The organism is Yersinia sp. 2466 StPb PI (assembly GCF_041538325.1).
GTDB lineage: Bacteria > Pseudomonadota > Gammaproteobacteria > Enterobacterales > Enterobacteriaceae > Yersinia > Yersinia enterocolitica_E.
Window position 1 is genome coordinate 3,091,248 of record NZ_JAULSL010000001.1, and the last position, 23,856, is coordinate 3,115,103.

Genomic DNA, 23,856 nt, shown 5'->3' on the forward strand with positions numbered 1-23,856 from the left:
TCTAAAACACAATTCCATTATTAAATGAACATGCAACAGTATAAAGATTTAAGGTAAATTAATTTAACATTTAGTGTTCATTTAACGCATTTAAATAAAAGAATAACGTTAGTTTATTGTCAGACAAATTAGTGACAGAAAAAATTTATATGACAAATATAGGGCTCGATACTAATAATCATGCGCTGACTTATTCCCCCTCACTATGCCTATTGTCTTTTTTCCTCTTATTTTCCTGTTGAATTTATCATCAATTCCATAAACCACCATCACATGGTGATTTATTTAATAATATTAAAAATCAACAAGTTAAATTATTCTTGTTGTTTTAAACTAATGATATTCATCAATAAATCAGTGAAAAAATCGATTTCCGCTAGATCCATAAGCGTGGTTAAAATATATTGCACGCCAAGAAGCAAGGAATAAAGAATAGTCTGTTTATTTATCGGCCAGAAGGGAAAGTATACTTTTCATTATTTCTAGTGATAAATCATAAACATTTACATAACAATCAGTTTTAAATTCGTAACAAATGATCGGCGGCGAGTTTATTAAGCATTTGGGAGCATGATCACGGTAGTTTTCACTGCAAATCGCTATCTTGCCGCCAGCAAAAACTATTGTTCTTCCAAGAACACCAAAAATATCCGATACCGCGAATTCATCTTCTTAATATCGGTTAAATTTTGCACTTGACAATTTAGGTATAAAGCACGATTACGGCACCAAAGTAATAACCAGGGCACCAATTTTAAACGAATCGTTTTGACTGAATTTTTCGCCTGATTATGCAACTCGATAATGCATAGCGGGTATCTAACTTTCGGCTCTTAATTTTAAATTAACGTGTTCACAGTGGAGATCTTTATGGACACTACTCAAGCAGGCACTATTGCCTCCCCGGGAAAAGTTTCATCAAGCACATGGCGTAAAAGTGACACCATGTGGATGTTGGGCCTGTACGGTACTGCAATCGGTGCAGGCGTATTGTTCCTGCCTATCAATGCCGGTATCGGCGGCCTTCTGCCGCTGATTGTAATGGCCATCATTGCTTTCCCGATGACCTTCTTTGCTCACCGTGGTCTCTGCCGGTTTGTGCTGTCAGGCAAAAACCCAGGTGAAGACATTACTGAAGTGGTTGAAGAGCACTTTGGTATCGGCGCAGGTAAGTTGATTACCCTGCTTTACTTCTTCGCTATCTACCCGATTTTATTGGTATACAGTGTGGCAATCACCAACACCGTTGATAGCTTCATTACCCACCAGATGCATCTGCCATCACCACCGCGTGCTATTTTGTCCCTGATTCTGATCGTGGGCCTGATGACTATCGTGCGTTTTGGTGAGCATGCCATTGTAAAAGCAATGAGTATTCTGGTATTCCCATTTGTTGCAGCATTGATGTTGTTGGCTGTGTACCTGATCCCTAACTGGACCGGTGCAATATTTGAACATGTATCAATGGACGGCAACGGTACTGGTAGCGGTCTGTGGATGACCATGTGGCTGGTTATTCCGGTCATGGTGTTCTCATTCAACCACTCCCCTATCATCTCGGCGTTTGCAGTATCAAAACGTGAAGAGTACGGCGTAGATGCAGAGAAAAAATGTTCACGCATTTTGGCTTTTGCTCACATCATGATGGTTGTCACCGTTATGTTCTTCGTCTTCAGTTGCGTACTGAGCCTGTCTCCTGCGGATCTGGCGGATGCGAAAAGCCAGAACATTTCTATTCTGTCTTACCTGGCTAACCACTTTAATACTCCAATAATTGCCTACATGGCGCCGGTTATTGCCTTTATCGCTATCACCAAGTCTTTCCTGGGTCACTATCTGGGCGCACGTGAAGGCTTTAATGGCATGATGATTAAGTCTCTGCGTAGCAAAGGCAAAACTATCAATCATGACAAACTGAACCGTATTACTGCCCTGTTCATGCTGGTAACAACCTGGATCGTCGCAACCATGAACCCAAGCATTTTGGGTATGATTGAAACCTTGGGTGGCCCAATCATCGCGATGCTGTTGTTCCTGATGCCAATGTACGCAATCCATAAAGTTCCAGCGATGCGTAAGTACAGCGGCCATATCAGCAACGTATTCGTGGTTATCATGGGCCTGATTGCTATCTCTGCAATCTTGTTCAGCCTGTTCGGTAAATGATTCTGAGGCTGGCCAACGTCCACGGCCAGCCAGTTATCATGGTCTGATGTTGTAAATTGTTTCAAAAACCGGAGCGTCCGCTCCGGCTTCCTACCACGGCAATGTCATCACTTTAATAATTAGAACCTTTAAGGGGCGATATATGGTCAGCGTTTTTGACATTTTCAAGATTGGTATTGGTCCATCCAGCTCTCATACCGTCGGCCCAATGAAGGCTGGCAAGCTGTTTACCGATGACCTAATCGAACTGGGGCATCTTTCTGCCGTCACCCGAATCACTGTTGATGTTTACGGCTCTTTGTCTCTTACCGGTAAAGGCCATCATACCGATATTGCGATTATTATGGGTTTGGCGGGGAATCTGCCTGATACCGTTGATATTGATGCAATCTCTGGTTTTATCCGCGATGTAGAGTTGCGGGAACGTCTGCTGTTGGCAAACGGCAGCCACGAAGTTGATTTCCCGGCCAATGGCGGGATGAACTTCCACAGCACTAACCTGCCATTGCACGAAAATGGTATGACCATCAGCGCTCATGCGGGTGATGACTGTATTTTCAGTAAAACGTATTACTCCATCGGCGGTGGTTTTATTGTCGATGAAGCACACTTTGGTCAGGAAGATAGCCAAGCGATTACTGTGCCTTATCCGTTCAAGTCTGCCCGTGACTTGCAAAAGCACTGTAAAGATACCGGTTTATCACTGTCCGGTTTAGTGATGCAAAATGAACTGGCATTGCACAGCAAAGCCGAAATAAGTGCTCACTTTGCCGCAATCTGGGCAGTGATGCGTGCCGGTATTGAGCGCGGCATCAATACTGAAGGGTTATTGCCTGGTCCAATGAAAGTACCACGTCGCGCCGCAGCTTTGCGCCGAATGCTGGTTAGTACCGATAAAAATAACTCGGATCCGATGATGGTTGTCGATTGGATTAATATGTATGCATTAGCCGTCAATGAAGAGAACGCTGCGGGCGGGCGGGTCGTGACTGCCCCGACTAACGGCGCGTGTGGCATTATTCCGGCAGTTTTATCTTACTACGACAAATTCATTCGTCAGGTAAATGAGAACTCATACAGTCGCTACTTCCTGGTCTCTGGTGTGATTGGGGCGCTGTATAAAATGAATGCGTCTATTTCCGGCGCTGAAGTGGGTTGTCAGGGCGAAGTGGGTGTGGCCTGTTCCATGGCCGCAGCAGGCTTGGCTGAGTTGATGGGCGGTAGCCCTGCTCAGGTGTGCATTGCAGCAGAAATCGCGATGGAGCATAACCTAGGGCTGACCTGTGACCCAGTGGCAGGGCAAGTTCAAGTGCCGTGTATTGAGCGTAATGCAATTTCTGCGGTGCAAGCCGTTAACTCTGCGCGCATGGCGCTACGTCGTACTAGCGAACCCAGTGTTTGTCTGGATAAAGTCATCGAAACGATGTATGAAACCGGCAAAGATATGAATTCTAAATACCGCGAAACCTCCCGAGGGGGGTTAGCAATCAAGATCGTTGCCTGTAACTGATTTATATCAGTGATAGGTCACCTAATATGCTAAAAGGGCTACTTTTCAGTAGCCCTTTTTCTTATTAATCAATCATCTTCTTTAAACTAGCCAAATACGCTACCAAACCATTGACTGAGTTTCATCATCACGAAGTCCCAGATGCGACTAAAGAAACCGCCCTCTTTTACTTCGTTTAATACCACCAGCGGGCGTTGGTCAATCGTCTTGCCATTAAGCTGAAAATCGATGGTTCCGACCACTTGATTTTTGGCCAGCGGCGCACGCAGCTCCGTTTGATCCAACTTATAACTGGCTTTAAGATCCTTCATCTGCCCTTTCGGGATAGTGATAGCGGCATCCTCTGCCACCCCAAGCTCGGCCTCGCCGGTATCACCAAACCACACTTTCTGCGTCACAAAAGGTTTGGTGGCTTTAATCGGCACCACGGTTTCATAGAAACGGAAGCCCCAGGTCAACAGTTTTTCACTTTCACTAAAGCGAACCCGATCACTGGGTGCACCTAACACCACAGAGATTAAACGCATTGGCCCTTCGGTTGCAGACGCGACCAGATTATGCCCCGCACCGGAGGTAAAACCGGTTTTCATGCCATCCACATTGAGATTAGTGCTCCATAGCAGACGATTACGGTTAATCTGACGAATCTTATTAAAAGTGAATTCTTTCTCTTTGTGCAGCGCATACTCTTCCGGCACGTCGCGGATCAGTGCCTGACCTAATACCGCCATATCCCGCGCAGTGCTGTACTGCCCTGGCGCATCAAGACCATGGACGGTCATAAAGTGAGTATTCGCCAGACCCAAGGCTTTGGCGTAATTGTTCATCAGGCCAACAAAACTGTCTTGGCTACCAGCCACATAATCGGCCAACGCAATACTGGCATCATTGCCTGACTGAATCACAATACCTTTATTCAAATCGGACAATTTTACCTGATCGCCCGGTTTCAAAAACATCAGTGAGGAACCACGTAATGCCGGATTACCCGTAGCCCAAGCATCTTTCCCCACGGTCACTAAATCATCAGGGTGCACTTTCCCCGCTTTAATGGCCTGTCCAATCACATAACTGGACATAATCTTAGTCAAACTGGCCGGATCGAGGCGCTGGTCACTGTTCCCTTCCACCAACACCTTTCCACTGTTGTAATCCATCAGCACATAGGCTTTGGCATCTACCGGCGGAGCAGCCGGGTCTCCAGCCGCATGCGCGGCGGGCAGCACCAAAAGCAATAAGCCAGCACTGAAGGTTAATTTCTTTATCTTAAAGGGGAGGATAAATTTCATCATGAGGTCGCCAGAGTATCCTTGCTAATAATTGGAAATAAGTGGTATTCCCAGAACCAACCACTGTCCAATTAGCGAAAAAATAACGTCTTTTCACTTAGACTGAAATATTAGCTTAGTCATATTTCAGTCCCTTTTCTAAATTTATCCCATTGCTGGCTCAATTGGGCGTAGTTTTACGTTTTGTTTTGTAAAGAGACTGTTTTTTGTGAATATCGATGGCTATACGGCTAACCATCTTCCTGTCTGAACATCCTTACACCTAAGCACCTAAACGTCTAAAAAAACATAAATATATAACAAAAGGTAATATAGACAGGTTATTTGTTCTTTTTAATGCTTAAGCCGCTAGCGCTATTATCCAGCCCATCAGTTGTTATCCAAATTCATGCTGTTAAACAATTTATGCTGTTAAACAAATAATGCTGGAGTATGCAATGGCTATCCCACGCTCGGTACTTGATCTTATCGGCCACACCCCGCTACTGGAACTGACCCACTTTGATACCGGCCCATGCCAACTGTTCGTCAAGCTGGAAAATCAAAATCCCGGTGGGTCGATTAAAGACCGTGTCGCGCTCTCGATGATTGAGCAAGCTGAAAAAGAAGGGTTGCTGCAACCCGGCGGAACCATCATTGAAGCCACCGCTGGCAATACCGGCCTTGGGTTGGCATTGGTGGCGGCGCTAAAAGGTTACAAACTGCTATTAGTGGTACCGGATAAAATGAGCCAGGAGAAAATTTTCCACCTGCGAGCATTGGGCGCACAAGTGCTATTGACCCGCTCGGATGTGGGCAAAGGGCATCCGGCTTATTATCAGGACTATGCTCTGCGTCTGGCGCAGGAAACACCGGGGGCTTTCTATATCGATCAATTCAATAACCCGGCAAACCCCGCGGCGCACCGGACATCGACCGGCCCTGAGCTGTGGCAACAGATGGATGGGCAGGTCGATGCCATCGTGGTGGGTGTTGGCTCCAGCGGCACCCTGAGCGGCCTGAGCCAATACTTTGCCGAGGTTTCACCCGCCACCGAGTTCGTACTGGCCGATCCTGCGGGATCTATTTTGGCAGATTACGTCGACAGCTCGCAGATTGGCGATGCGGGTAGCTGGCTGGTCGAAGGAATTGGTGAGGATTTTATCCCGCCACTGAGCAACTTTTCTCAGGTAAAAAAATCTTATCGCATCGATGATGCTGAAGCCTTCAGCACCGCACGCGCGCTATTGCGGGAAGAAGGGGTACTGGCAGGCTCATCTACCGGCACCCTACTGGCCGCAGCATTACGCTATTGCCGCGAGCAAACCACACCAAAGCGAGTGGTCACCTTCGTTTGCGACAGCGGCAACAAGTACCTGTCCAAAATGTTCAACGATTACTGGCTCATGGAACAAGGTTTGCTGAGCAAGCCCCAGTATGGCGATTTGCGTGATTTCATCACTTATCGTCATGAGGACGGCGCAACAATTTCTGTTTCACCGCAGGACACGCTGGCCGTGGCTCACGCCCGAATGCGCCTATATGACATCTCCCAACTACCCGTATTAGACGGCGAAAAAGTGGTCGGGTTAATCGACGAATGGGACTTGCTGAACACCGTACAAGCAGATGCCAGCCATTTCAAATTACCGGCCAGTGCCGCTATGACCCATCAAGTGAACACATTACAAAAAGAGGCCGATTACCGCTCTCTACTGGCGACATTCAATGATGGCCATGTAGCAGTAGTGTTGGATGGAGAGCGTTTCCTTGGCTTGATTACCCGCACTGATGTTTTGAATACCTGGCGTCAAAAGCTGGCTTAATCTTCTCATATTAAGGATTTTTATTATGGCAAAGTTCGATACCTTAACCGTTCATGCCGGTTATACCCCCGATAGCACCGGTGCGGTGATGCCCGCAATTTACGCGACATCCACCTTCGCACAACCCGCTCCCGGTGAGCATACTGGTTATGAATATTCGCGCAGCGGCAACCCAACGCGTGCCGCGCTGGAAAAGGCGATTGCGGAACTGGAAGGGGGCACTCGAGGTTACGCCTTCGCCTCTGGTCTGGCAGCCTGTTCAACTGTGCTTGAACTGCTGGATCAGGGTAGCCATATCATTGCCGTGGATGATTTATATGGTGGAACCTATCGCCTGCTGGAAAAAGTTCGCAGCCGAACGGCCGGTTTGCGAGTGACCTATGTCTCCCCTGCGGATACCGAGGCATTAGAACAAGCAATATTGCCAGAAACCAAAATGATCTGGGTGGAGACACCGACCAATCCATTGCTGAAACTGGCTGACCTGGCGGCCATTGCGGCGATTGCCAAAAAGCATCAACTTATCAGTGTGGCCGATAATACCTTCGCCTCCCCTTACATCCAGCGCCCGCTGGAACTGGGCTTTGATATTGTGGTGCATTCCGCCACCAAATACCTTAATGGCCATTCTGATGTGGTCGCTGGCGTCGCGGCGGTGGGCAATAACCCTGAACTGGCAGAACAGTTAGGCTTTCTGCACAATGCGGTGGGCGGAATTTTAGATCCTTTCAGCAGCTTTCTGACGTTACGCGGACTGCGCACCTTGGCTTTGCGCATGGCGCGACATAATCACAGCGCTCAGCAGATAGCCGAGTGGCTCGAAGGGCAACCACAAGTTGAAAATGTCTATTACCCAGGGCTGAAAAGCCACCCACAACATGAGCTGGCATCACTGCAAATGGCGGGTTTCGGCGGTATGATTTCTGTGCGATTGAAAGGGGATGATGAATACGCTCGCGCGGTAATCAAACGCTCACATCTGTTTACCCTGGCCGAAAGTTTGGGCGGGGTGGAAAGTTTAATCAGCCAGCCATATAGCATGACTCATGCCTCCATCCCCTTAGAAACCCGGCTGAAACACGGTATTACGCCACAATTGCTACGTTTGTCGGTGGGTATTGAGGATACCGAGGATCTGATTGCGGACTTGGCACAAGCACTAAACGGTTAATCTCCTGCTGACAGGACGTTGCCGCGTTGATAGCGGCAACGTCCATTATTACGCAGTGAAACCACAGCAATCAATACCGCGGCTGTTATATCAAATATAGGTGGTGATAAATTTTAGCGCCGGTGAGCCAACGACCTGACCCATCTATCGCCCAGGCTTTGTACGCCCTGAACCAAAATGACCAATATGATTAATGTCGCTACCATCACTTCATTATTAAAACGTTGATAACCATAACGAATAGCCAAATCACCTAATCCACCGCCACCAATAACCCCCGCCATTGATGAGAATCCCACCAGCATCACGACAGTTAAGGTAATACCGGCCAATAAAGCGGGAAGTGCCTCTGGCAACAGAACTTTTTGAATCACATGGCGTGCCGAGCCGCCCATCGATAAAATTGCCTCAATCCGCCCTTTATCCACTTCATCCAAGGCCGCTTCGACCACTCGGGCAAAAAATGGGATGGCCCCCAGAGTAATTGGCACGATGGCCGCGGTACTGCCTAACGTGGTGCCGATAATCCAACGGGTAATCGGAATCAACGCAATCAGTAACACCACAAAGGGCATTGAGCGCCCCAGATTAACAATGGCACCGACCAATGTATTCAAGCGCGGCGCAGGCAAAACCCCATTGGGGCGCGAAATAAATAACAACACCCCCAGTGGTAAGCCAATCAATACAGTGAAAAAGGTGGCAATTACCACCATATAGATGGTTTCGCCGGTGGCATTGGTGACCAGTGCCAGCAGATCTTGCCAACTCACGCCGCTGTTCATATCAGTTCTGCCCTCACGCCACGCTCATTAAGAAATTGTAAGACCTCAGCTAAACTCAACCCGCCGTCTGGGTGGCTGAAATCAACCTGCAAACGCCCAACCCGCTGGCCACCTATCGATTCCACCCCACCGCCAAGTAGGGTTACCCCCACGGCATGTTGCTGCGCCAACTCACTGAGCACGGGGGAAGCCGATAAGGTATCGAAAAAGGTTAGCTCCGCCACTGGCGCACCAGACAACGACGCCGGCCCCCGAGCGGGAAGCAATGAACGCCCTAAACGGGAATGTGTTGATGCCAATAAGTCAGCAATAGCGCCGGTTTCCACCACCCGCCCCCGCTCCAACAGTGCTGCGCTATCACAGATGGATTTCACCACCTCCAATTCGTGAGTGATCAACACGATGGTCAATCCAAGTTGGCGATTGATATCACTGAGCAATGCCAGGATCGATGCGGTGGTTTCAGGGTCCAGCGCGCTAGTCGCTTCATCAGATAACAAATATGACGGTTTGGCGGCCAGCGCTCGGGCAATTCCCACGCGCTGTTTTTGTCCGCCCGATAACTGCGAGGGGAAAGCATAAGCCTTGTCACTCAAGCCAACCAAATCCAATAACTCCGCAACGCGCTGCTGGCGTTGCGCTTTGGGCATCCCAATAATTTCCAGACCAACAGCAATGTTGTCCCATACATTACGTGAATGAAGTAAATGGAAATTCTGAAAAATCATGCCGATATTTTGCCGTTGCAGCCGCAATTCACGGTCAGAAAGTGTGGTTAATTCCCGGCCATCCACTTGAATACGGCCCGAAGTGGGCCGTTCCAATAGGTTTAGACAACGGATTAAGGTACTTTTACCTGCCCCGCTACGGCCAATAATACCGAACACCGAGCCTGTCGGGATCTCAAGCGAGACCTCCTCCAGGGCCACCATTGGCAGCCCTCCTTGTGGATAGGTTTTACTCAGGCGTTCGATGCTAATCATGATTTAAGGCCTGCCACAGGGATAACTGAACCGGCGTATTTCTCAGTGATAAACTTCGCCACTTCGGGTGACTGTAAATCTTTCGCCAATTGTTTGATTCGTGGATCACTGGCCAGCGCGGGGGTGGTGACCAGAATATTGGCATAAGGGTTACCGGCAGCTTTCTCCAGTCCTAATGCATCTTTCGCCGGATTAAGCCCTGCCTCCAACGCATAATTTCCATTAATCACTGCTAAATCAACATCATCCAATGAACGAGGGATTTGCGGTGATTCAATCTCTAAAATTTTCAGGTGTTTTGGATTGTCCGCGATATCCTTCGGCGTCGCCTGATTTTTAGCCGGATCGGTAAAGCCCGGCTTCAAGGTAATCAGTCCCTGATCTTTCAGTAAATAGAGCGCACGGCTGAGATTAGTCACGTTATTCGGCACCGCTACCGTGCCATTTTGCGGGACATCAGCAAAGGTTTTATGTTTGTGGGAATAGACGCCAAGTGGCTCAATATGCACCGTTGCGGCCACGGCAAATTTTTGCCCCAGCGCCTGCTCCTGGGAGTGCAGATAAGGCACATGCTGGAAGTAGTTGGCATCGACATCACCGTGAGCCAGCAACTCATTCGAGTTCACACCATTGGGGATCTCGATGACCTTCAGGTTCAGAGAGGGATCGAGTTTTTGCACAAATTGCAGAATTTCTGCATGAGGAACCGGATCGGCGGCTACCCGCAGCGCTTCGGCTGCCTGTGCTGACAAACTAAAAGAAGACACCCATGCAGTTAGTAAGGTGGCACTAATCAGGCCGGAAATACGTGTTTTAGTCATTATCATCACCCCAAAAATAAAGTTTTTAATTCAAGCGACCCAAAAATCAGTGCGCCAGGTAGATTGCCAGCAGACGATCCGCGATGAGCTTATCCAACCCCTACAGCTTCAATTGCGCAGGGTAGTAACGCTCGGCAACATCGGGGTGAGAGCGCAAACGGCCCTTGAGATAATTAAGCCCAACATCACGAAACAGCGGGTTATGAGGATCACTGGCTGGCCCACGCGCTTGCGCCACCAGCGGCGCTGGCAGTTGATACAGCGGAACCACCGCATCCAGACGCGCCCCCAGGAAGAAGGCGATAGATAACCGGTCTGTACCGGCAGGAGGTGTTTCCACCCGGTGCACCGTGGCGCGCAGATAACCATTACTGGCCAGCTCCAGCAGCTCTCCAATATTGACCACGAAGGTGCCGGGTCGTGGTGCGGCATCAATCCAGCGCCCTTCCTCCACCTCCACCTGCAAGCCGCGTTGCTGGTCTTGCAATAAGAAACTGAGGAAACCGGAGTCTTTATGCGCACCGACCCCCTGACCGCTTTGTGTGGTTTCACGCCCTGGATAGCGAATCAACTTGATATGTTCATTGGGTTTATCGCCATACAACTCATCAAATGCATGTTCATCCAGTTCCAATGCCAGAGCGAAAGCCCGCAGCAAGCGCAGTGCCATTCCGGTCATTTCCCGCTGCCATTGCAGTATTGTTGGTTTTAATTCCGGCAATGCCGCTGGCCACTGGTTTGGCCCTTGCAGCCGCGCCCAACTTGGCGTATCTGGCGTTTGCGGTAATGGGGCTCTTTCCGCGCCAATATCGAACTGCTCGCGCCAGTCCGGCTGGCCTCGTGTTAACTCAGAGGCCGCACGGTTATAGCCACGAAAATGTGGCGAGCGCACCATGGCCACCGCCAGTTTGTCCTCATCAGGCAAGGCAAAAAATTCACGGGATAAGGTTTGGATTTGTTGTAATAACGCGGGGTCAATGCCATGTCCGGTGAGATAAAAGAATCCGATATCTCGTGCGGCATGGCGTAAATCGACTAAGAATGCCTGACGTTCAGTTTCACTGCCATTAAGCAGGGAAAGATCCAATAGTGGTAATGTGTTGGCAGATAATGGGTTAACCGCGGTTGGGTTAACAAATAATGGGTTGCTTAGTGTTTGATGACTCATGTTTCACTCCAGGATTTTCAGTCGGTTGTTTTTTTTGCTCAGAACCAATGAAAACTGGACAACCATATAAACGAATAATCAGCATAATCAGCTCCTGGGCTGTGGGGTGAAAGCAGACAGACGACAACACTCTTTCTTTAGCCATCGGGCGTTTAGTGACAAACCGCGTTAATAACCTGTCATTTAAGGATAAAAAGCAGTTTTAAGAGCGTTCTCGACTAGATACTTAACAATCTATATCCAAACGATATAAACAATTAACACCGAAACTGAGTAACTCACCAATATCAATCCGTTCTATGTTATTTCTTTCATTACTGATAACAATGCCGTATCACCTGCCCGGCAACATCGAAAACCAGAGTCATAACGTTGTCTTAATATTCAGATAATCTGCCATCCATAACTGTATCGGGGTGAGCTAGCAACCCTGCCGTGCTAAGTAAGCTTCCATGTTTTGCTAGAAAGTATTAGCTTAACGGTTGATACCCTTTTTTCCGTCGGGGGATTTCAGATGTCCAGCACATGCACTGTTAAGTTTCACTTCAATCTTTCTGTCAGCCGGGAGGTGACTTAATGGATTTGGCCCTGTTTGATCTCGATGAAACGCTGATCAGTGATGATAGCTCCGGCCTTTGGTTACGCTGGCTGGTTGATAAAGGGCTGGCTCCTAGTGAGCTGGCAGAACAAGAACAGTATTTGATGAAACAGTACTATCAAGGGCAGATGTCGATGTCCTGTTATATGGAATCAACATTGTCGCCCTTAATCGGCAAACATACGGCTGAAGTTGCTGGCTGGGTTGAGCGTTTTATCGAGCGAGATATTCTGCCACGAATTTATCCGCAAGCCAGGAAGCTACTGGCCTGGCACCGTAATCGCGGTGATTACATCGTGATTATTTCAGCTACCGGCGAACATTTGGTTACCCCTATTGCGCAGCATTTCTCTGCCAATGCAGCATTATCTATCGGTGTTGCGGTGGAGGATAACCGCTACACCGGCAAGACCTATGGCACCCTGACTTACCGTGAAGGCAAAGTCGAACGGTTAAAACAGTGGCTCATGGCGTCGCCTCAGTTAGATTTTCAGCATACCTACGGTTACAGCGACTCGATTAATGACAAGCCGCTACTGGAATATGTTGATCATGCGGCAGTGATTAATCCCGGTAATGAATTAGTGGATTTGGCAATACTGCATGACTGGGATATCCACCATTGGCAACGGCGTTAAATAACGCTGTTTCAGGGGCGTTGGTAGATAAAAATCAAATAAATAGAGAGAATTATATGCTGACTGTTTGGGGTCGGAATAACTCGACCAATGTCAAAAAAGTACTTTGGTGTTTAGAAGAACTGGGTATCAGCTATCAGCGCATTGATGTCGGTGGCCAATATGGCAAGCTCAATGATCCCCTGTATCGCTCAATGAATCCAAATGGCCTGATCCCTTGCCTGCAAGATGGAGACTTCATCCTGTGGGAGTCCAATACGATTGTCCGCTATCTGGCCGCACAATACGGCGATAGTGCACTTTATTTACCTGATGCACAGTTACGCGCAGGGGCAGAAAAGTGGATGGATTGGGCCACTTCCAGCATGGTGGAACCCTTTAAAGCGGTGTTTATCGGGTTGGTACGCACCCCACCAGAACAGCAGGATAAAGTGAAAATTGCTCAGGGTATGACACAACTCAATACCCTGATGGCAATTGCCGATCACGCACTTGAGAAACAAGCGTATCTGTCTGGCGATAAATTCGGTATTGGGGATATCCCGTTAGGGTGCCTGGCCTATGCCTGGTTTAACCTGTCGATCGAACGTCCATCACTGCCAAGTTTACAGCGGTGGTATCACAGCGTGTCACAACGTGCTGCATTCAAAAAAGTGATTGATATTGGCCTGAGTTGATTAAACAGGGGTGAGCTAACGCCGCTAACACCCCGGTGGCTTCAAGGACAAAGGGAGTACCCAAAGTCATTGGAGTCACAGGTAGGCAGCAAGCGAACAAATCCCGATGAGCTTACTCAAGTAAGTGATTCGGGTGAGTGAACACCGCTAACACCCCTGTGGCTTCAAGGACAAAGGGAGTACCCAAAGTCATTGGAGTCACAGGTAGGCAGCAAGCGAACAAATCCCGATGAGCTTACTCAAGTAAGTGATTCGGGTGAGTGAACGCCGCTAACACCCCTGTGGCTTCAAGGACAAAGGGAGATTAGAAATCGTAGCTGGCACCAACCATATAACGGCGCCCATCCAGCACTTTATCGTTAACTTCGATATCTACACGTTTATCCAGTACGTTATACACGCCTCCCATCAAACGGAACTCTTTGGTCAGTTGATAGTTAGCCCCTAAATCGACAAAAGTGTAAGACGGCGTTTTATTGCCCATACTGGTACGATCAAGATACTCTGATGTTCTACCCCGGTAGTTAGCCCGAACCCAGGTGGCTAATTCTTCATTTGCCTGCCAGTTCAGCGTACCGTTCAACATGTGCTTAGGCATCTGGTTCAACGGTTGACCCGAGAATTGCCCACTTTTCTGCTCAGATTGAGTAAAGGTGTAGTTCGATGTCAGTGACCAGGCTTTATTGATTTCCCAACCGAAAGTCGCTTCCACACCACGGGTCATGGCTTTATCCACGTTGGTGCGATCACTAATAAATTTATAGCTGGTACCATTGATCATACATTGGCCGGACGCATTGCCCGTGGTATCAGTACAACGGCGTACCTCGGTGATTTTATCTTTAAAATCAGTATTAAACAGTGTCACACCGGCATTCATACCTTCCTGATCATCCCACAGCACACCAATTTCCTGGCTGAGGCTTCTTTCTGGTTTCAGGTTGGCATTACCGACAATGATAGCAGGATCACCCCGACCACCGCCGGTGATTTGTCCCCAGTTTTCCGTGGCCTGACGTAAATCAGGTGAACGATAGCCACCAGATACCCCGCCCTTTAATGTCCATTGTTCAGCCAGATGCCAGACACCGTACAGACGTGGTGTCCAGTGAGTACCGTAGTTTTCGTCCTGATCCATACGGACACCACCGGTCAGCGCGAAATCATTGGTCATCTGCCATTCATCTTCTGCAAATAACGCCCAACTCCAACGGGTCAATTTAGTCAAATCTTTGGCGGAGGCTAGTTGATTACCCTTGTCATTCAGCTCTTCATAACGATATTGACCGCCAAGAATTAAAGTATGGCTATCGAACAGGAATGAGGTTTGGCTATTAAAGATATTATCAACACTCTTCATGTCACGTGATGGATTACGGGTTTCATCTCGTTGAACATAGCTGGTTGAATTACCGAAATCATAATAACCGTGGTGGGTAATCGCATAATTATTACGGTCATATTGCACGTCACTGCTTTTACCGGTTAATGCCACTGAACGCCCGGCGGTTGAGTTTCGGTCCTGCACATAATGGCCGATATCAAAATCAAATTCGTTTTTATCATCGGGAGTCAGGGTAAATGTTGCCGCACCGTTTCTCATGCGCTGTTCATTGTAGCCATCGATTATCTTATCTTCGCTACGATGCGAGAGAAGCCCGCTAACTTTCAATCCCAGCAAGCCATCAATTAATGGACCAGAAGCGTAAGCATTGGTCTGATATATATCGCCGGAGTCTGAATCCTCCTGCAAGGTGGCATCTGCGCGCACCGTGCCTTGCCACTCTTTACCCACCTTCCGGGTAATAACGTTGATTACCCCTCCCATGGCATCCGAACCATATAAAGAGGACATCGGGCCACGTACAACTTCAATACGCTCAATGGCGGCAAGTGGTGGCAGCCAGCCTTGCTCAATCCCTGAACCGTCGCTGTTAGGGCGGGTGCTACGGGTATCAACACGTTTACCATCCACCAGAATCAGGGTGTATTTAGCGGACATGCCACGAATACTGATATCACTGTGGCTACCACCACCGGTGACAACAACGCCGGGAACATCTTTCAGCGCATCGGTAATATCACGATAGGCTTTATTTTCAATCTGCTCGCGGGTAACCACAGAAATAGATGCCGCAGAATCTTGAATGCGTTGTTGGAAACCGGATGCCGTGACAACCATGGTGTCAGTTGCCGTGGTATTTTTTGTTTCAGCGGCGGATGCCTGAGATGAGATAATTGCAGCTATCACTAATGCCGCACTGTGAGATTTTCTAAAACCCTTGTTAACCTTAACCATTACACGATCTCCATGAGGTGTAAATTTATCAACAACCTTTTCAGCAGGCGTTTTTTACTTGCAGCAATGCCGCCTGGCGGACAGGTGAAAATTTATTTTTTATTAATGTCGGCAATAGCTCACCACAGCAGAAATATCGCTTCCGGCCCTTTCTGCCTAATTATTATTTTATAAAATCTGTTACTGCCAAAATATACCCAAAGTAATTAGAGTCACGGGTGAACTGCGTCCCGATGCGCTTAGACGAGTAAGTGAATCGGGTGAACCAGCATCGCTAACCCCCCCTTTGGCCATGCTCCGTGACGACTGTTGCACCGCTTCCCCTTATCGTTCCTTATAAGATGGCGCTAACAATAAAACAAACGATAATACTTATCAATAAGATTGCGATAAACAATTAGGTACAATACGATGTAAATCCTTATTTTATAATATTATTTAATCAATAAGCCTGATTTATCCCCGCATTCAAAAGGGCAATAAAGAGAAGTTAGCGAAATTATTTGCTTAACTTTGCTTAAATAATCACCAGCTTACAGCCCAAAAAAAGGGCGATAAGATTATCGCCCTGCCATCACTATGGCTTAATTTTGATTAGCGCTAAAAACTAGTCAGCGGTCATCACCGGCTTTGTCGGCTCAGGATTATCTTCACTGTCATCACGCCATTTCGGGAATTCCATCTCTTGGTATTTGATAACCTTAGTGCCACGGCTCAATTTGTAGCCAAACCAAATCACCAGGAACAATGGAATACCAATATAGGTTGCAGTCACACCATACCAATCAATGCGGTCTTGCAAGAAAGCCTGATAGTTCTGCCCCAAAGTAATAACCAAACACAGTACGAAGGCGAAAATCGGCCCTATCGGGAAGAAACCAGACTGATACGGTAAGTCGTTCAAGTCACGGCCTTGCATCATATAGCCACGGCGGAAACGATAATGGCTGATAGCAATACCCAACCAAGCAATAAAGCCAGTCATACCTGAGGTATTAAGTAACCACAGATACACAGTTTGGTTGCCAAACATTGAACTTAGGAAGCACAATCCGGCCACTACCGTGGTGGCATACAGAGCATTACGTGGCACCCCGCCCTCAGACAGCTTGGCAAAGATACGTGGCGCTTTACCTTCTGAGGCCAGGGTAAACAACATACGGGTTGAGGCATACATCCCCGAGTTACCCGCTGACAACACTGCCGTCAGGATAACCGCATTCATCACCGCGGCCGCTGACAGCAAACCTGCATTCTGGAATACCAGCGTGAATGGGCTAACACTGATATCTTTGACATCATTACGTAACAGACTTGGATCGGTATACGGAATAATCAGGCTGATAATCAAAATAGCAAAGATATAGAACAGTAAAATACGCCAGAACACCTTGCGCACTGCGCGTGGAATATTTTTACCTGGATCTTTTGATTCACCGGCCGCAATACCAATCAGTTCAGTGCCTTGGAAAGAGAAACCAACAATCATTGCCACACCAATCATCGCCGAGAAGCCCCCTGCAAAGGGTGCATCACCAATGGTCCAGTTGTGCCAACCCGCGCTCTCACCGCCTTTCATAATGCCGCTAATCATCATTACACCAATAATGATGAAGATAATGACTGTGGTGACTTTAATCAGTGAGAACCAGTATTCCGCTTCACCAAAGCCTTTTACTGAGATGTAGTTCAGTAAAAACATCAGGGCGAGGAACAGCGCACTCCAAATCCAGCCTGGTGCGTCTGGGAACCAGTAATTCATCACCAATTGTGCCGCGACCAAGTCAACAGCGATAGTGACGGCCCAGTTGTACCAATAGTTCCAGCCAAGGGCGAAACCAAAGCCTTCCTCGACGTATTTGGAGCCATAAGTTGAAAATGAGCCTGATACCGGCATAAATGCCGCCAGCTCACCGAGACTGGTCATCAGGAAATAAACCATCAGGCCAATCAATGCATAGGAGAGCAATGCTCCACCCGGGCCTGCTTGCGATACCGTTGCCCCTGAGGCAACAAACAAACCGGTACCAATAGAACCACCGATAGCAATCATGGCTAAGTGCCGTGATTTAAGCTCCCGACGTAAACGCTGCGCACCCTGCTGCACTGGGATTTTAGTATTTTGCTGAGTCATTCTTACCCTAATCCACCCTTAAAAAATAAGGCGGGATTGTAACAAATCCCACCGACTCGGATAGTAACAATGCGCTGATATAAGATACCTTCATGATCCCGGTGCAATTATTAGCAAAAGCTCATTTGCCAGTAAAAGCCTCTCTCTATCGGGTATTCTTGCCGCAATAGCCAATATCATTGGTGTAAAACGCTTAAAAACCTTATCCCTACAGGGGTAACTCACTCTCGGCTAATTCTGCGGTTCAGACCTCTTCCTGACAGTAGCTGAGAAAGCGCTGCAAGGCGTTAGAGATATGTTTTTGCCGATGATGAATCAGATATAAGGTTCGTATCAGTGGTGGCAAAGGGATGTTGAGTACGATCAGTTCGCCGTTGGCCAGTTGATCGGCAATCACCCGGCGCGACAAACAACTGATTCCCATGCCATAACGCACCGCCCGCTTAATCGCTTCTGAATTCCCAAGCTCCATAACCAACTTGAAATGCGGTAATTTTGCCAACAGTAAGTGATCGAGCACTTCGCGAGTGCCAGAACCGCGCTCACGTAGGATCCAAGCTGCATCGGCCAGTTCTTCCAGTGTCAGCATCTTATGGCATAACGGATTATCTGGGGCCGCAAACACCACCAACTCATCCTGTTGCCAGGCTTTAGTCATCAGTTCCGGCATATGGCACGGCCCTTCAATCAGCCCCAGATCACCGCGAAAATCTGCCACTGCTTCAATCACATCCTGACTGTTACCGATATTCAATTCCAGCGGTGTGTCGGGAAAGTCACGCCGGTATTTGGCAATCATGCCCGGTAACATATAGTTACCAATAGTGCTGCTGGCAGCAATCCGCAACGCGCCTAAGTCCTGCAAAAAAAGCTGTTCTATTTCAATTGCCTGATCCAGCAATGCCAATGCTTTGGGATAAAGCAACCGCCCATGCTCATTGGTGACTAAACGCTTACCGACCCTATCAAACAGTTGCACCCTCAATTGCCCTTCCAAATCCGCCAACGCAGCGCTGACTGCCGATTGTGAAAGCGCGAGCACAACCGAGGCTTGGGTCGTAGAGCCGCTTTTTAGCACCTCAGTAAAGACTTCAAGTTGACGTAAGGTTATGTGCATAACGGTCTCTGTAGTAAAAAATGGAGGACGCTATCATCACTCTGTTCGTCAGTGACTGGATGAAACGAGCTACCTAATTAGTTGTTAATACAATAACTGACGGACAAAAGTGTACCCAATAGATTTCAAAATACAGGCCGACGGCAAGCAACAGAACCCTCGATGAGCTTACACCAGTAAGTGATTCGAGTGAGCGAGCACAGCCAACACACCTGTAACATGAACGATGGCGGGTATATAGCCTCTATTACCGTATAAGACTAACACCTTTGAGTAAAATCGGGAGGTTATCAGCGGATGAAATTAAGCAGTAAGAATACTATTCATTATCATCTGAATAAAAGAATATGCGGTAAATAATAGCCACTATAGCGCTGATAACCGCGTTAAAAATCAACCAGATAAATAATAAATAGCTAAACGTTTGAGATAAAGGAATCCCACGTTCACTCTTGAAGGGATTAAAATGGGGTAGCGGGACAATATGAAAAGGATTCAAGTTATATAACTTGAAAAAATAAGCGATCAAATAAGGAGGGATCAACAAATAAATAAGTGAAGCAATCACCAATATCACCCACAGCGACTTTTCATGTTTTGCTTTCTTCATATCAAAACTGCTACCTTGACGGTTATGGGGATACCCCCGCCCGTGTACATTTCCGTTATGTATATCATACCAAACTTCATGGTCATTCACGCTCCCTCACAGAGATAGGCAAAATCAGGTGTTGGGCGCTGCCATCACCGCCATTACCACTTATATAGATTAATTATAAATATATAATGAATTTATCTATTAAGATTGAAGTCGTTAAACTGTGTGCAATCTTTACAGAACACAGGACACAAACATGGCGACTTCTCATACTAAAGAACTCCCTCGAACACATCAGTTCCCCCTAAGCCGCTATATTGCGGGCTTGGTGTTAACCGGCGTGATTACCGGGTTGGCGCTCAACGTGGGTGATATGCCGTGGTTTATCAATATGGGGTTGGGGGCACTGACGCTGGCCATTTTGTTTGGCATCGTGGTCGGCAATACCTTGTATCCGTGGGTACAACCCGTCTGCTCTGATGGCGTCGTCTTCGCCAAACAGCATTTATTGCGTCTGGGTATCATTTTATACGGCTTCCGGCTGACCTTTCAACAAGTGGCGGATGTGGGGGCTACCGGTATGGTTATTGACCTTTTGACCCTCAGTTCAACCTTTGTGCTGGCATGTTGGCTGGGTAAACGGGTATTTGGTCTGGACCAGCAAACCGTAATGTTAATTGGTGCCGGTAGCAGTATTTGTGGCGCCGCAGCTATTATGGCCACCGAGCCGGTGCTAAAAGCTGATGCCAGCAAAGTGGCGGTTGCTGTCGCCACTGTGGTGATTTTCGGCACGCTCGCCATTTTTGTCTACCCATGGTTGTATCAGCTAAACCTGCATTACCAATGGTTGCCGTTTAGTCAGGAAACCTTTGGTATTTTTGCCGGTTCAACGATTCATGAGGTCGCACAGGTGGTTGCCGCCGGGCATGCCATCGGTGATCAAGCTGAAAACGCCGCCGTGATTACTAAAATGATCCGGGTAATGATGCTGGCTCCATTCCTATTGTTACTCTCAGCCTATTTGGCGCGTTGCAACATCAAAGCCGGCAGTGAAAAACGGGAAAAAAGTGCCATCACTATTCCTTGGTTTGCAGTGATATTTATTCTGATGGCCGGGTTTAACTCACTGAATCTATTACCTGCGGCATGGGTGAATCACCTGATTACACTGGACACCATTTTGCTGGCGATGGCGATGGCCGCACTCGGACTGACCACTCATGTGGGCTCTATCCGTCAGGCTGGGGTAAAACCGTTATTATTGGCACTGCTGCTGTTTGTCTGGCTGATAGTCGGTGGGACCAGCATCAATTTGCTGGTGCAACATATCGCGGCATAAAACATGTCACTTCAGGGCCGCTCGCGGCCCTTTTCTTTTCCTTGCAGCTTCGCCCATTCAATCATGGCGTTATCAGTGCCATAATGGCCCGGTTATCAAAGGAGAATGGAATGAAATTTGTCGGTGCACATGTCAGCGCAGCAGGTGGTGTAGACCAGGCTGTTATTCGGGCGCACGAACTTGAGGCCACCGCCTTTGCCCTGTTTACCAAGAATCAACGTCAGTGGCGTGCCGCACCGCTGGCAGAAGATGTGATAGAGAAGTTCAAGCAAGCTTGTGAGCTATACGGTTATAGCTCCGCTCAAATTCTGCCACATGACAGCTATCTGATTAATCTGGGCCATCCCGTCACTGAAGCGCTAGATAAATCCCGCGAAGCCTTTATCGACGAGATAGCCCGCTGTCAACAACTAGGGCTGTCATTACTGAATTTCCACCCAGGCAGCCATTTACTGCAAATTGATGAAGATAAGTGTCTGGCACGTATTGCCGAATCTATCAATATGGCGCTCGATGTCAGTGAAGGGGTGACAGCGGTGATTGAAAACACCGCCGGTCAGGGCAGTAATCTGGGGTTTAAGTTTGAGCATCTGGCCGCCATCATTGATGGGGTGGAAGATAAGAGCCGCGTCGGTGTCTGCATTGATACTTGCCATGCTTTTGCTGCCGGTTATGATCTGCGCACGGAAGAAGATTGCGAACATACCTTCAAGCAACTTAGCGATATCGTCGGGTTTCAGTATCTGCGCGGTATGCATCTTAATGATGCGAAAAGTGAATTTAACAGCCGGGTCGATCGACACCACAGTCTCGGTGAGGGCAATATTGGTAAAACCGTGTTCAGCTATATTATGCGTGATCCCCGTTTTGATAATATCCCGCTGATTTTAGAAACGGTCAATCCTGATATTTGGGCTGAAGAGATAGCCTGGCTGAAGTCACAAGCTGAACTCACAAGCTAACGTTTAGCTGAATGGTATTTAGCCGAATCACAGTGAGTAAACATAAAAAAAACCGGCACATAAGGCCGGTTTTTTATGGGTGAAGCTTATGATGCCAGGCTTATGCCGCTTTTGCGACCACGACATCAGCGCGTTTCAACATCGCATACAGACCACCGGCCAATACGGTACCGGCAATGATTGCCACCAGATACAGCAGCACCGGATGAATTGCCCCAGGGATCAGTAACACGAACAAACCACCGTGTGGGGCCATCAGTTGCGCACCGAATGCCATAGACAATGCACCTGTCAGCGCACCACCGGCGATACAGCACGGCAAGACACGCATCGGGTCACGGGCAGCAAACGGAATTGCCCCTTCAGAGATAAAGCACAGCCCCAGAACCAGTGCAGCCTTGCCCCCTTCCTGCTCACCTTTGTCAAACTTGTGACGTGCCAACAGTGTTGCTAGTCCCATCGCCAGCGGAGGAACCATCCCTGCGGCCATGATAGCGGCCATCGGCGCGTAAACAGAAGAACTCAGGAGTGCCACACCAAACGCGTAGGCGGCTTTGTTCACCGGCCCCCCCATATCGGTACACATCATGGCGCCGAGGATAGCCCCCAACAACACGGCATTGGCGGTACCCATGGATTGCAGCCAGTTAGTCAGACCTGCCATGATTTTTGCCACCGGCGTACCGACCACATAAATCATAATCAAACCCACTATCATACTCGCTACCAGTGGAATAATCAATATCGGTTTAAGTGCTTCCATACTTTGCGGCAAACGCAGCTTAGTGCTGATTGCTTTCGCCACATAACCGGCCAGGAAACCTGCGATAATACCGCCGAGGAAACCCGCCCCGGTACTCACTGCCAACATCCCGCCAATCAAGCCTGGGGTCAGACCCGGACGATCAGCAATTGAGAATGCAATGAAACCGGCCAGAACAGGTACCATCAGCGCAAAAGCAGAACCGCCACCAATTTGCATCAAGGCGGCAGCCAATGTGCCTTTCACTTCAAAGGCTTTAATACCGAACACAAATGACAGGGCAATACACAAGCCGCCAGCAACCACCATCGGCAACATGTAAGACACACCGGTCAGCAGGTGACGATAAGGACCACCGGTTTCTGTTTTTTTGGTACCGGTGCTGCTGCCGGTTTTAGGCTGATAGACTTCAGCTTCAACCAGTGCTTTATCCAGTTCTTGTACGGTTTTCTTCAGCGCCAAACCTGTCGTGGTACGGTACATCGGTTTGCCAGCAAACTTATCCAAATCCACTTCAATATCCGCAGCAACAATCACCAGATCAGCCGCAGCCACTTCTTCTGGTGTAATTGCATTACCGGCACCAACCGAGCCTCGGGTTTCTACCTTCACCCACCAGCCACGTTTTTTCGCTTCACTTTCAATGGCTTCAGCAGCCATAAAGGTGTGTGCTACGCCTGTCGGGCAGGCGGTAATAGCCACAATACGTTTCGGGCCAGCCACCGTGGTGGTCGCGGGTGCGACAGCAACCGCAGCCTGGTAAGGTTTAGCCTGCGCAATGGCTTGCGCCAGGAAACCATCAGGATCGCGCACCGCTTTTTCCACATCACCGATATAGAGTTTTTTACCGTTCAGCGCACTGTCAGCCGGGGCTGATTGCCCGGCGACAATCACCAGCTCTGCATCAGTGGCATTCTCAACCCAGCTCAGTCCTGCTTTTGCCGCCGCAGCACCCAACATCAGTGTCGCAAGGTGGCCTCTGGCCTGCCCGAGCGAACTGTCTATTATTAGTAGCGTTTTCATTTCGCCTCCA

18 protein-coding genes are annotated in these 23,856 nt (G+C 48.3%); 8 read left to right on the forward strand and 10 right to left on the reverse strand.

From position 1 onward, the window contains the following. The first annotated feature begins 870 nt into the window (after positions 1–870). Positions 871–2,166, forward strand: coding sequence for an HAAAP family serine/threonine permease (locus tag Q2T72_RS13995; protein WP_083158393.1), 1,296 nt, complete (start codon positions 871–873; stop codon positions 2,164–2,166). A 142-nt stretch (positions 2,167–2,308) separates the two neighbouring features. Then, complete coding sequence (locus Q2T72_RS14000) at positions 2,309–3,676, forward strand: L-serine ammonia-lyase (RefSeq protein WP_083158392.1); 1,368 nt, start codon at positions 2,309–2,311, stop codon at positions 3,674–3,676. Between the two features lie 86 nt (positions 3,677–3,762). Here the strand turns inward: Q2T72_RS14000 and Q2T72_RS14005 are convergent, their stop codons facing one another. Then, positions 3,763–4,968 (reverse strand): serine hydrolase, encoded by a 1,206-nt coding sequence (locus Q2T72_RS14005; protein ID WP_083158391.1) that lies wholly within the window; start codon positions 4,966–4,968, stop codon positions 3,763–3,765. A gap of 434 nt (positions 4,969–5,402) precedes the next feature. Here Q2T72_RS14005 and Q2T72_RS14010 point away from each other — a divergent pair, with 434 nt between their 5' ends. Together Q2T72_RS14010 and Q2T72_RS14015 are read left to right on the forward strand one after the other, a co-directional pair. Continuing rightward, on the forward strand, positions 5,403–6,770 hold the full coding sequence (locus tag Q2T72_RS14010; RefSeq protein ID WP_083158390.1) for a cystathionine beta-synthase: 1,368 nt from the start codon (positions 5,403–5,405) through the stop codon (positions 6,768–6,770). 25 nt (positions 6,771–6,795) lie between these two features. Continuing rightward, positions 6,796–7,941 (forward strand): PLP-dependent aspartate aminotransferase family protein, encoded by a 1,146-nt coding sequence (locus Q2T72_RS14015; protein WP_372569335.1) that lies wholly within the window; start codon positions 6,796–6,798, stop codon positions 7,939–7,941. A 113-nt stretch (positions 7,942–8,054) separates the two neighbouring features. On the opposite strand, the gene Q2T72_RS14020 is transcribed toward Q2T72_RS14015, so the two are convergent. From Q2T72_RS14020 to Q2T72_RS14035, 4 genes are all read right to left on the reverse strand, one after another. Beyond that, a complete protein-coding gene (locus Q2T72_RS14020) occupies positions 8,055–8,726 on the reverse strand; it encodes a methionine ABC transporter permease (RefSeq protein WP_372569336.1) in 672 nt (223 codons plus the stop codon). Next, positions 8,723–9,709 carry a methionine ABC transporter ATP-binding protein gene (locus Q2T72_RS14025; RefSeq protein WP_372569337.1) on the reverse strand — a complete coding sequence of 329 codons (987 nt, stop codon included), beginning with the start codon at positions 9,707–9,709 and terminating at the stop codon, positions 8,723–8,725. The genes Q2T72_RS14020 and Q2T72_RS14025 overlap by 4 nt, the downstream gene beginning before the upstream one ends. Continuing rightward, positions 9,706–10,530 carry a MetQ/NlpA family ABC transporter substrate-binding protein gene (locus Q2T72_RS14030; RefSeq protein ID WP_083158386.1) on the reverse strand — a complete coding sequence of 275 codons (825 nt, stop codon included), beginning with the start codon at positions 10,528–10,530 and terminating at the stop codon, positions 9,706–9,708. The genes Q2T72_RS14025 and Q2T72_RS14030 overlap by 4 nt, the downstream gene beginning before the upstream one ends. Positions 10,531–10,630: 100 nt before the next feature. Then, the gene (locus Q2T72_RS14035) at positions 10,631–11,698 is read right to left on the reverse strand and encodes an isopenicillin N synthase family dioxygenase (RefSeq protein ID WP_372569338.1); all 1,068 of its coding nucleotides are present in this window, start codon (positions 11,696–11,698) and stop codon (positions 10,631–10,633) included. 576 nt (positions 11,699–12,274) lie between these two features. Between Q2T72_RS14035 and Q2T72_RS14040 the strand changes: the two genes are divergently transcribed. Both Q2T72_RS14040 and Q2T72_RS14045 read left to right on the forward strand, forming a co-directional pair. Continuing rightward, positions 12,275–12,934: an HAD family phosphatase gene (locus Q2T72_RS14040; protein WP_083158385.1), complete on the forward strand. Its 660-nt coding sequence runs from the start codon at positions 12,275–12,277 to the stop codon at positions 12,932–12,934. A 56-nt stretch (positions 12,935–12,990) separates the two neighbouring features. Beyond that, a complete protein-coding gene (locus Q2T72_RS14045; protein WP_083158384.1) occupies positions 12,991–13,611 on the forward strand; it encodes a glutathione S-transferase in 621 nt (206 codons plus the stop codon). A gap of 304 nt (positions 13,612–13,915) precedes the next feature. Here Q2T72_RS14045 and Q2T72_RS14050 read toward each other — a convergent pair whose 3' ends face one another. From Q2T72_RS14050 to Q2T72_RS14065, 4 genes are all read right to left on the reverse strand, one after another. Next, positions 13,916–15,910, reverse strand: a complete 1,995-nt coding sequence (locus tag Q2T72_RS14050; RefSeq protein ID WP_083158383.1) for a ligand-gated channel protein — start codon at positions 15,908–15,910, stop codon at positions 13,916–13,918. 607 nt (positions 15,911–16,517) lie between these two features. Next, complete coding sequence (locus Q2T72_RS14055) at positions 16,518–18,044, reverse strand: amino acid permease (RefSeq protein WP_083158382.1); 1,527 nt, start codon at positions 18,042–18,044, stop codon at positions 16,518–16,520. A gap of 244 nt (positions 18,045–18,288) precedes the next feature. Next, positions 18,289–19,161 carry a DNA-binding transcriptional regulator YeiE gene (gene yieE, locus Q2T72_RS14060; protein WP_372559375.1) on the reverse strand — a complete coding sequence of 291 codons (873 nt, stop codon included), beginning with the start codon at positions 19,159–19,161 and terminating at the stop codon, positions 18,289–18,291. Between the two features lie 319 nt (positions 19,162–19,480). Continuing rightward, on the reverse strand, positions 19,481–19,861 hold the full coding sequence (locus tag Q2T72_RS14065; protein ID WP_227746528.1) for a hypothetical protein: 381 nt from the start codon (positions 19,859–19,861) through the stop codon (positions 19,481–19,483). 154 nt (positions 19,862–20,015) lie between these two features. Here Q2T72_RS14065 and Q2T72_RS14070 point away from each other — a divergent pair, with 154 nt between their 5' ends. Further along, positions 20,016–21,098, forward strand: coding sequence for a YeiH family protein (locus tag Q2T72_RS14070; protein ID WP_372569339.1), 1,083 nt, complete (start codon positions 20,016–20,018; stop codon positions 21,096–21,098). A 110-nt stretch (positions 21,099–21,208) separates the two neighbouring features. Beyond that, positions 21,209–22,060: a deoxyribonuclease IV gene (gene nfo / locus Q2T72_RS14075; RefSeq protein ID WP_372569340.1), complete on the forward strand. Its 852-nt coding sequence runs from the start codon at positions 21,209–21,211 to the stop codon at positions 22,058–22,060. Between the two features lie 100 nt (positions 22,061–22,160). On the opposite strand, the gene fruA is transcribed toward nfo, so the two are convergent. Then, positions 22,161–23,846, reverse strand: coding sequence for a PTS fructose transporter subunit IIBC (gene fruA, locus Q2T72_RS14080; protein ID WP_372569341.1), 1,686 nt, complete (start codon positions 23,844–23,846; stop codon positions 22,161–22,163). Positions 23,847–23,856: the final 10 nt, after the last annotated feature.